At 68.0% G+C, this 10,378-nt stretch carries 7 protein-coding genes; all 7 read right to left on the reverse strand.

The genetic code is table 11. The features are described from left to right. Positions 1-5: 5 nt before the first annotated feature. The gene (gene tuf, locus AB0877_RS26360) at positions 6-1,199 is read right to left on the reverse strand and encodes an elongation factor Tu (protein WP_030489585.1); all 1,194 of its coding nucleotides are present in this window, start codon (positions 1,197-1,199) and stop codon (positions 6-8) included. Between the two features lie 212 nt (positions 1,200-1,411). Further along, positions 1,412-3,508, reverse strand: coding sequence for an elongation factor G (gene fusA, locus AB0877_RS26365; RefSeq protein WP_363611581.1), 2,097 nt, complete (start codon positions 3,506-3,508; stop codon positions 1,412-1,414). 74 nt (positions 3,509-3,582) lie between these two features. Next, positions 3,583-4,053, reverse strand: a complete 471-nt coding sequence (gene rpsG, locus AB0877_RS26370) for a 30S ribosomal protein S7 (protein ID WP_007465317.1) — start codon at positions 4,051-4,053, stop codon at positions 3,583-3,585. A 1-nt stretch (position 4,054) separates the two neighbouring features. Next, positions 4,055-4,429, reverse strand: coding sequence for a 30S ribosomal protein S12 (rpsL, locus tag AB0877_RS26375; protein ID WP_007465318.1), 375 nt, complete (start codon positions 4,427-4,429; stop codon positions 4,055-4,057). A gap of 508 nt (positions 4,430-4,937) precedes the next feature. Then, complete coding sequence (locus AB0877_RS26380) at positions 4,938-5,318, reverse strand: hypothetical protein (RefSeq protein WP_366612194.1); 381 nt, start codon at positions 5,316-5,318, stop codon at positions 4,938-4,940. A gap of 640 nt (positions 5,319-5,958) precedes the next feature. Beyond that, entirely contained in the window at positions 5,959-6,327 is a 369-nt protein-coding gene (locus AB0877_RS26385; RefSeq protein WP_210784125.1) for a hypothetical protein, read from the reverse strand. A 95-nt stretch (positions 6,328-6,422) separates the two neighbouring features. Next, on the reverse strand, positions 6,423-10,310 hold the full coding sequence (locus AB0877_RS26390; protein WP_366612195.1) for a DNA-directed RNA polymerase subunit beta': 3,888 nt from the start codon (positions 10,308-10,310) through the stop codon (positions 6,423-6,425). Positions 10,311-10,378 lie beyond the last annotated feature (68 nt).

Below are 10,378 nucleotides of genomic sequence, written 5' to 3' on the forward strand. Positions count from 1 at the left end.
CTAGTTCACTTGTTAATCTTGGTGACGAACCCGGCGCCGACGGTGCGGCCACCCTCGCGGATCGCGAACTTGAGGTTCTCCTCCATGGCGATGGGCTGGATCAGCTTCACCGACATCGAGGTGTTGTCACCCGGCATGACCATCTCGGTGCCCTCGGGGAGGGTGACGACACCGGTGACGTCCGTGGTCCGGAAGTAGAACTGGGGACGGTAGTTCTGGAAGAACGGGGTGTGACGGCCACCCTCCTCCTTGGAGAGGATGTAGACCGTCGCCTCGAACTCCGTGTGCGGGGTGTTCGAGCCCGGCTTCACGACGACCATGCCGCGCTCGACCTCGTCGCGCTTGGTACCACGCAGCAGCAGGCCGACGTTCTCGCCTGCGCGGGCGTCGTCCAGGGTCTTCCGGAACATCTCGATCGCGGTGACCTTGGTCTTGAAGCTCTTCTCCTTGATACCGACGAGCTCAACATCCTCGTTCGGCAGGAGAACGCCGCGCTCCACGCGACCGGTGACGACGGTGCCACGACCGGTGATCGTGAAGACGTCCTCAACGGGCATCAGGAACGGCTTGTCAACCTCGCGCTCCGGCTGCGGGATCGAGGTGTCGACAGCGGTCATCAGGTCCAGCAGCTTGCCGGTCCACTCGGGGTCACCCTCGAGGGCCTTCAGCGCCGAAACCCGAACGACCGGCAGGTCGTCACCCGGGTACTCCTGCGAGGAGAGCAGCTCGCGGACCTCGAGCTCGACGAGCTCCAGGAGCTCCTCGTCGTCGACCATGTCGCTCTTGTTGAGCGCCACGACGATGTACGGCACACCGACCTGACGGGCCAGCAGCACGTGCTCGCGGGTCTGCGGCATCGGACCGTCGGTCGCCGCGACCACCAGGATCGCGCCGTCCATCTGCGCGGCACCGGTGATCATGTTCTTGATGTAGTCGGCGTGCCCAGGGCAGTCGACGTGCGCGTAGTGCCGCGACTCGGTCTGGTACTCGACGTGCGCGATCGAGATCGTGATACCGCGGGCCTTCTCCTCCGGCGCCTTGTCGATCTCGTCGAACGGCGTGTAGGGGTTCAGGTCCGGGTACTGGTCGTGCAGGACCTTGGTGATGGCCGCCGTCAGCGTCGTCTTACCGTGGTCGATGTGACCAATGGTGCCGATGTTGACGTGCGGCTTAGTCCGCTCGAACTTAGCCTTCGCCACTGGTGTCCTCCTGTGGACTTCTTGGTTCGTACGCCCGGCGCGCCGGTCGGCGCTTAGGACTCTGTCGACAGCCTTTCCGGCCCGAGGGCCGGAGAGCCTTTGTGGGTTCTGCGGCGATGAAGCCTACAGGCCCGGTCTCACGCGATCCGATCGTGGTGGCCGCGGGCGGGTGAAACCTCCCGCGACCAACCACGAATCACCTGCTCAGAGCGCTACTCGCCCGTTGCCTTGGCGATGATCTCCTTCGCGACGCTCTGCGGAACCTCGGCGTAGGAGTCGAACTGCATGCTGTAGCTAGCCCGGCCCTGGGTCTTCGACCGCAGGTCGCCGACGTAGCCGAACATCTCCGACAACGGCACCAGGGCCCGGACGATGCGGGCGCCGCTGCGCTCCTCCATCGCCTGGATGATGCCGCGGCGGGAGTTGAGGTCACCGATGACGTCACCCATGTTCTCCTCAGGAGTGGTGACTTCAACGGCCATCATCGGCTCGAGCAGTGCCGGATCGGCCTTGCGGGCCGCGTCCTTCATCACCATCGAGCCGGCGATCTTGAATGCCATTTCCGACGAGTCGACCTCGTGGTACTGACCGTCCAGCAGGGTCAGCTTGACGCCGACCAGCGGGAAGCCCGCCAGGATGCCGTACTGCAGCGCGTCCTGCGCACCGGCGTCCACCGAGGGGATGAACTCCCGGGGGATGCGGCCGCCGCTGACGGCGTTGGCGAACTCGTAGGTCGGCGAGTCGTTGTCCAGCGGAAGCGGCTCGACGCTCACGATCACGCGGGCGTACTGGCCGGAACCACCGGTCTGCTTCTTGTGGGTGTACTCGACCTTCTCCACCTTGCGGCGGATGGTCTCGCGGTACGCCACCTGCGGCTTGCCGACGTTGGCCTCGACGTTGAACTCGCGGCGCATCCGGTCGACCAGGATGTCCAGGTGCAGCTCACCCATGCCGGAGATGACCGTCTGACCGGTCTCCTCGTCCAGCTGGACGCGGAAGGTCGGGTCCTCCTCGGCCAGGCGCTGGATGGCGGTGCCCAGCTTCTCCTGGTCGGACTTGGTCTTCGGCTCGATCGCCACCGAGATGACCGGCTCCGGGAAGGTCATCGACTCCAGGATGACCGGGTTCGCCGGGTCGGAGAGAGTGTCGCCGGTGGTGGTCTGCTTGAGACCCTGCACGGCGATGATGTCGCCGGCCTGCGCCGACGGACGCTCTTCCCGCTTGTTGGCGTGCATCTGGTAGATCTTGCCGATGCGCTCCTTGCGGTCCTTGGTGGAGTTGACCACCTGGGAACCGGAATCGAGCGTGCCGGAGTAGACCCGCACGTAGGTGAGCTTGCCCAGGTGCTTGTCCGTCTGGATCTTGAAGGCCAGGCCGGAGAAGGGCTCCGAGTTGGACGGCTTACGCAGCAGCGGGGTCTCGCCGTCGGTGGCCGTACCCTCGATCGCCGGAACGTCCAGCGGCGACGGCAGGAAGTCGACCACGGCGTCGAGCATGGGCTGAACGCCCTTGTTCTTGAACGCCGAGCCGCACAGCACCGGGTTGGCCTTGCCGGCGATGGTGGCACGCCGGATGGCGGCCTTGATCTCCTCGACGGAGACCTCCTCGCCTTCCAGGTACTTCTCCATCACCGAGTCGTCGACGTCGGCGAGGGTCTCCATCAGCTTCTCGCGCCACTCGGCCGCGGAGTCGGCCAGGTCGGCCGGGATCTCCTCGACCGCGTAGTCCTCACCCTTCTGGGTCTCCCCGCGCCAGGTGAGGGCGCGCATGCCGATCAGGTCGACGACACCGATGTGGTCGCCCTCGAGCCCGATCGGGATCTGGAGCACCAGCGGCGTGGCGTTCAGCCGGTCGATCATCATCTGCACGCAGCGGAAGAAGTCGGCGCCGGTCCGGTCGAGCTTGTTGACGAAGCACATGCGCGGGACGTTGTACTTGTCGGCCTGCCGCCAGACGTTCTCCGTCTGGGGCTCAACGCCGGCGACACCGTCGTAAACCGCTACCGCACCATCCAGAACCCGCAGCGACCGCTCGACCTCGACCGTGAAGTCGACGTGGCCGGGCGTGTCGATGATCTGGATCGTGTGGCCCTTCCACTCACACTTGGTGGCAGCGGAGGTGATGGTGATGCCACGCTCCTGCTCCTGCTCCATCCAGTCCATGACGGCAGCGCCCTCGTGGACCTCACCGATCTTGTACGTGATGCCGGTGTAGAACAGGATTCGCTCGGTGGTGGTGGTCTTACCGGCATCGATGTGCGCCATGATGCCGATGTTGCGTACGTTGGCGAGCGCGTCTGCGGCGGCCACTTCAATCCCTACTTATCGTCGTCTCGACACAACTGGTGGCGGTTCCGGCGCCCGGAGGCGCCGGAACCAGGGTGTTACCAGCGGTAGTGCGCGAAGGCCTTGTTCGACTCGGCCATCTTGTGCGTGTCCTCGCGCCGCTTGACGGCGGCACCGAGGCCGTTGCTCGCGTCCAGCAGCTCGTTCATCAGCCGCTCGACCATGGTCTTCTCGCGCCGGGCGCGGGAGTACGTGACCAGCCAGCGCAGGCCCAGGGTGGTCGCCCGGGTCGGGCGGACCTCGACCGGAACCTGGTAGGTGGCGCCACCGACACGACGGCTGCGCACCTCGAGGGTCGGCTTGACGTTGTCCATCGCCCGCTTGAGGGTGACGACCGGGTCCGTGCCGGACTTCTCGCGGCAGCCCTCGAGGGCCGCGTACACGATGGACTCGGCGAGCTGACGCTTGCCGCGGAGCAGGATCTTGTTCACCAGCTGGGTGACCAGCGGCGAGTTGTACACCGGGTCAGCGACCAGTGGCCGCCGCGGAGCGGGTCCCTTACGCGGCATGTCAGCTCTTCTCCTTCTTCGCGCCGTAACGGCTGCGCGCCTGCTTGCGGTTGCGGACACCCTGGGTGTCCAGCGAGCCGCGAACGATCTTGTAACGCACGCCGGGGAGGTCCTTCACCCGGCCGCCGCGAACGAGCACGATCGAGTGCTCCTGCAGGTTGTGACCGACGCCGGGGATGTAGGCGGTCACCTCGATCTGGCTGCTGAGCTTCACGCGAGCGACCTTGCGCAGCGCCGAGTTCGGCTTCTTCGGGGTGGTGGTGTACACGCGGGTGCACACGCCGCGCCGCTGAGGGGAACCCTTCAGCGCCGGGGTCTTGGTCTTGGTCGTCTTCGCCTGGCGGCCCTTTCGGACCAGCTGCTGGATCGTGGGCACCGGGTTTCTCCGCTCCCTTCGGCCGCATCCGCGGCCGCGCCGTCTGCTCGTTAGCCGGCCTGCTGACCGGCTCTCCTACATTCCGACCAGGGTCGCCTTGCGGAGACCCCGGCACCCGCGGTCGGGCGTGTCGCCCTCGTCACGGCCCCGTTGCGACGCTCTCGCGTTCGTACCGGGTTGTGTCACCGGCGCGCGGGTCGCCCCGCCCCGGATCTTTGGCTTGTCATGCCGCCGTCCGTAAGCCGGAAACAGCGCACGCACGAGTTGCCCGGGCAGGCCCGGGCACAAGGGGAAAGAGTACCTACCACAACCGCCCAGGTCAAAACGGAATGGCCCGGCGACTGTCTCACACCCGCCGGCCGGATCTCGTCCTGCCCCGTCGCCCGCGATGGGCACCTACAAAGACAAGTGTACCGGCTTCCCCGCAGAAGCACCCATCGCCCCCGGGGTGACCGGAAGCCTTCCGCGGAAAACCCCCGTCAGGTGCCGGATCTGTCGGTGATCATCCTCACGTCAGTGTGAGAAGCAGGGCAAGACCCAGACCCAGCAGGCTGAGCAGGGCACCCGCCGCGCCACAGCTGATCCCGGCCATCGCCAGCCCACGGCCGGTGAACCGGACCGCGGAGGGAGCGATCGCCCGCCGGATCTGCCGCCGCCCGAGCAACCCGATGACGACCGCCGCCCCGCCGGCCAGCACTCCCAGCGCGGCGAACGCCCCGGAGGCCCAGGCCCCGCCGTCGTTCTTGAAAGCCACTCCGAGGCAGATCACCAGCAGTGAGACCAGAAGTGCGGCGATCCCCGCCACCAGCGCCCCGATGGCCAGCCCGGAGGTGACCGGTGCCACGTCCAGGTGCACGACGCCGAACGGCGTACCCGAAACCGGCTCCACCCGCTTCGGGGGCCGGCGTTGGTCGTCGGTGGGCGGCGGTACGGAACGCCCCGCCGGGCCACCCCACCCGGGGCCGTGCCCCGGCGGCGGTCCCCACCCGTACGGCGCAACCGGCCCGGACGGGGACGGACCCCACCCGGGCGGCGCAGACGGCGACCGACCCCACCCGGGCGGCGCAGACGGCGCAGACGGGGACGGACCCCAGCCGTACGGCACTCCCGAACCAGCCGGCGGCGGGCCGCCCCAGCCGGGCGGCAGGCCCGGCCCGGAGGTGGGTGGGCCCCAGCCCTGCGGCGTCGAGGTCGGCGCGCTGGAGACCGGGTACGGCTGGTCGGAGCCGGGCGACGCGGTAGCGCCCCAGCCGTTCGGGCCCCAACCAGGGGGCGCTGCCACCGGGGGCGGCGGGCCCGGGGTGGACACCGGTTGGTGGGTCTCGCCGCTCGGGGCGGGTCGCGCCCAGTCGCTCCGCTCGGGTGGCGGAGCCGGCACGTCCGGCGGGCCGGCCGGTTCGTCCGCAGGGGGCCGCGCCGGTTCCGTCACGAGGTCCTCCTGTCGAAAGGCCGCCACCGTCACCCGGCGGACACCGGCCAGGCTACCGCCGCGAGCACCGCCGCCCGCGCCGGGCGCGGCCACCGGTGGCTCAGTCCATGTTCGCGGGGTAGTCATGGCCGAACGGGGCGCCGGCCAACCGGACCACCCCGATGACCACAGCGGCCACGACGCTGACCGCGACCAGCACCAGGCCGGTCCAGGCCATCCACTCCCCCCGCCGCAGCCAGACGCCGCCGGTCAGGAAACCCCCCGAGGCGTACGCCTCCCGGCGCGCCTGCCGGGCCAGTTGCAGGGCCACGGTGGCCGGCACCACGCCACCGATGAACAGCCCGGTCAGCATGCCGAGCAGGCCCAGCGCGAAGACCGCCCGTGCCTTCGTGGCGCGGGCCGGGTCCGGGTCGAGCGGGTGGCGCACGCCCTGCTGGGCGACGGACACCTGCCCGGGTGCGGTCGTCATCCCCCCATCATGCCGAACCCGGCACAAGCGGTGGGTTGGCACGGACACGACGAGGCCCCCGGCTTTCACCGGGGGCCTCGTCGTGTGACTGGTGCTTAGCGGTACGACCCGAAGTCGAAGTCGTCCAGCGGCACTGCCTGCCCGCTGGCCGGCCCGAACCCGTAGTCGGTCTCCGGGTAACCGGTCATCGAGTAGACCTTGGCCTTGGCCTCCTCGGTCGGCTCGACCCGGACGTTGCGGTACTTGCTGATGCCGGTACCGGCCGGGATGAGCTTTCCGATGATCACGTTCTCCTTGAGGCCGACCAGCGAGTCGCTGCGCGAGTTGATCGCAGCGTCGGTCAGCACCCGGGTGGTCTCCTGGAAGGAGGCCGCCGAGAGCCAGGAGTCGGTGGCCAGCGAGGCCTTGGTGATACCCATCAGCACCGGACGACCAGCGGCGGGCTCGCCGCCCTCCGAGACGAGCCGGCGGTTCTCCGACTCGAACAGCGCCCGGTCGACGAGCACACCCGGCAGGAACTCGGTCGAGCCGGAGTCGATGACCGTCACCCGCTTGAGCATCTGGCGGATGATGATCTCGATGTGCTTGTCGTGGATGAGCACACCCTGCGAGCGGTAGACCTCCTGGACCTCACTGGTCAGGTGGACCTGGACCGCCCGCGGACCCATGATCCGCAGCAACTCGTGCGGGTCGATGGTGCCCTCGGTCAGCTTCTCGCCGACCGCGACGTGACCGCCGTCGTGGGTACGGAGCTTGACCCGCTTCGAGATCTTGTCGTAGACGATCTCGTCGCTGCCGTCGTCCGGCACCACGATGATCTTGCGCGAGCGCTCGCCGTCCTCGATCCGGATCCGACCGGGGGTGTCGGCGATGGGCGCCTTACCCTTCGGGACCCGAGCCTCGAAGATCTCCTGAACACGCGGCAGACCCTGGGTGATGTCCTCACCCGCGACACCACCGGTGTGGAAGGTACGCATCGTCAGCTGCGTACCGGGCTCACCGATGGACTGGGCGGCGATGATGCCGACCGCCTCGCCGATGTCGACCGACTTACCGGTCGGCAGCGACCGGCCGTAGCAGGCCGCGCAGACGCCCAGCTTCGACTCACAGGTGAGCACGCTGCGCACCCGGACCGTCTCCACACCAGCGGCGACGATCTTGTCGACCCCGATGGAGTTGATGTCCTGACCGCGCTCGGCCACCACGGTGCCGTCCGGCCCCTTGATGTCGTCGGCCAGGGTCCGGGCGTGCACGCTGGTCTCGGCGTGGGTGTGGACGACGAGCTTGCCGTCCAGCCTCTCGCCGATCTGCATCGGGATCGCCCGGTCGGTGCCGCAGTCTTCCTCGCGGATGATGACGTCCTGCGAGACGTCCACCAGACGACGGGTCAGGTAACCCGAGTCGGCGGTCCGCAGCGCGGTGTCGGCGAGACCCTTACGAGCACCGTGCGTGGAGATGAAGTACTCCAGCACGGACAGACCCTCCCGGTAGCTGGCCTTGATCGGCCGCGGGATGATCTCGCCCTTGGGGTTGGCCACCAGACCACGGATCGCCGCGATCTGCCGGAGCTGGAGCAGGTTACCGCGAGCACCCGAGTTGATCATCTTCCACAGTGGGTTCTCCTGCGGCAGCGCGGTGTCCATCTCCTTGGCGACCTCGTTGGTCGCCTTGGTCCAGATCTCGATGAGCTCGCCGCGACGCTCCTCGGCGGTCATCAGACCACGCTGGTACTGCTTGTCGATCTGGTCGGCGTCCTTCTCGTACCGCGCCAGGATCTCCGCCTTGCGCGGAGGAGCGATGACGTCCTCCATGCCGATCGTCACGCCGGACCAGGTGGCCCAGTGGAAACCGGCCTCCTTGAGCCCGTCCAGGGTGGCCGCGAGGGCCACCTTGGGGAAGCGCTCGGCGAGGTCGTTGACGATCGCGGAGAGCTGACCCTTGCGGATCTCGTAGTTCACGAAGCGGTAGCCCTGCGGCAGCGTCTCGTTGAACAGCACCCGACCCAGGGTGGTCTCCACGGTCAGCGGGTCACCCTCGACCCAGCCCTCCGGGGCGGTCCACGCCTCGGCACCGGAGCCGTTGTCGACCCCGATCACGTCGTGCAGACGGATCTTCACCGGCGCCTGCAGGTGCAACTCGCCGTTGTCGAAGGCCATCCGCGCCTCGGCGTCCGAGCTGAACGCCCGGCCCTCGCCCTTCTCACCGGCGGTGAGGTGGGTGAGGTGGTACAGACCGATGACCATGTCCTGGGTGGGCATGGTGACCGGCTTACCGTCGGCCGGCTTGAGGATGTTGTTCGACGACAGCATCAGGATCCGGGCCTCGGCCTGAGCCTCGGCGGACAGCGGCACGTGCACCGCCATCTGGTCACCGTCGAAGTCGGCGTTGAACGCGGTGCAGACCAGCGGGTGGATCTGGATCGCCTTGCCCTCGACCAGCTGCGGCTCGAAGGCCTGGATGCCCAGGCGGTGCAGGGTCGGCGCCCGGTTGAGCAGCACCGGGTGCTCGCCGATGACCTCTTCCAGCACGTCCCACACGACCGGGCGCTGACGCTCGACCATCCGCTTGGCGGACTTGATGTTCTGTGCGTGGTTGAGGTCGACCAGCCGCTTCATCACGAAGGGCTTGAACAGCTCCAGCGCCATCTGCTTGGGCAGACCGCACTGGTGCAGCTTGAGCTTCGGGCCGACCACGATGACCGAACGGCCGGAGTAGTCGACGCGCTTGCCCAGCAGGTTCTGGCGGAACCGGCCCTGCTTGCCCTTGAGCATGTCGGACAGCGACTTGAGCGGGCGGTTACCCGGGCCGGTGACCGGCCGGCCGCGACGGCCGTTGTCGAACAGCGCGTCGACGGCCTCCTGGAGCATCCGCTTCTCGTTGTTGACGATGATCTCGGGCGCGCCGAGGTCGATCAGCCGCTTGAGGCGGTTGTTCCGGTTGATCACGCGGCGGTACAGGTCGTTCAGGTCGGAGGTCGCGAAGCGACCACCGTCGAGCTGCACCATCGGGCGCAGGTCCGGCGGGATGACCGGGACGCAGTCCAGCACCATGCCGAGCGGCGAGTTGCGGGTGTTCAGGAACGCCGCGACGACCTTGAGTCGCTTGAGCGCCCGGATCTTCCGCTGACCCTTGCCGGACCGGATGGTCTCCCGCAGGCTCTCGGCCTCGGCGTCGAGGTCCATGTTCTGGACCAGCGCCTTGATCGCCTCGGCGCCCATGGAACCGGTGAAGTACTCACCGAACCGGTCGCGCAGCTCGCGGTAGAGCAGCTCGTCGGTGACCAGCTGCTTCGGCTCCAGCTTGCGGAAGGTGTCCAGCACCTCGTCCAGGCGGTCGATCTCGCGCTGGGCCCGGTCGCGGATCTGGCGCATCTCGCGCTCTCCGCCCTCCTTGACCTTGCGCCGGACGTCCGCCTTGGCACCCTCGGCCTCCAGCTCGGCCAGGTCGGCCTCGAGCTTGGCGGCCCGCTTCTCGATCTCCGAGTCGCGGCTGTTCTCGGACTGCCGCTTCTCCGCCAGGATCTCGTTCTCGATCGTCGAGAGGTCGCGGTGACGCGACTCCGCGTCCACGCTCGTCACGACGTACGAGGCGAAGTAGATGATCTTCTCGAGGTCCTTCGGAGCGAGGTCCAGCAGGTAACCCAGCCGGCTCGGCACGCCCTTGAAGTACCAGATGTGGGTCACCGGAGCGGCGAGCTCGATGTGCCCCATCCGCTCACGGCGGACCTTGGAGCGAGTCACCTCGACGCCGCAGCGCTCACAGATGATGCCCTTGAACCGGACGCGCTTGTACTTACCGCAGTAGCACTCCCAGTCCCGCTGAGGACCGAAGATCTTCTCGCAGAAGAGCCCGTCCTTTTCCGGCTTCAGGGTGCGGTAGTTGATCGTCTCAGGCTTCTTGACCTCGCCGTGCGACCACTGACGGATGTCGTCGGCGGTGGCGAGGCCAATGCGCAGCTCGTCGAAGAAGTTGACGTCGAGCACTATGTCCCCTATGTCGTCGTCTGTACTGCTAATTCTCGGGTGGGGTCGGGGGCCGGCGAGCCGGCCCC

The sequence above is a fragment of the Micromonospora sp. NPDC047644 genome (assembly GCF_040704315.1).
GTDB lineage: Bacteria > Actinomycetota > Actinomycetes > Mycobacteriales > Micromonosporaceae > Micromonospora.

Bases quoted from the DNA above. Each gene is read 5' to 3' on its own strand.
- rpsG (WP_007465317.1), bottom strand. From the start codon at position 4,053: ATGCCGCGTAAGGGACCCGCTCCGCGGCGGCCACTGGTCGCTGACCCG.
- AB0877_RS26385 (WP_210784125.1), bottom strand. From the start codon at position 6,327: ATGACGACCGCACCCGGGCAGGTGTCCGTCGCCCAGCAGGGCGTGCGC.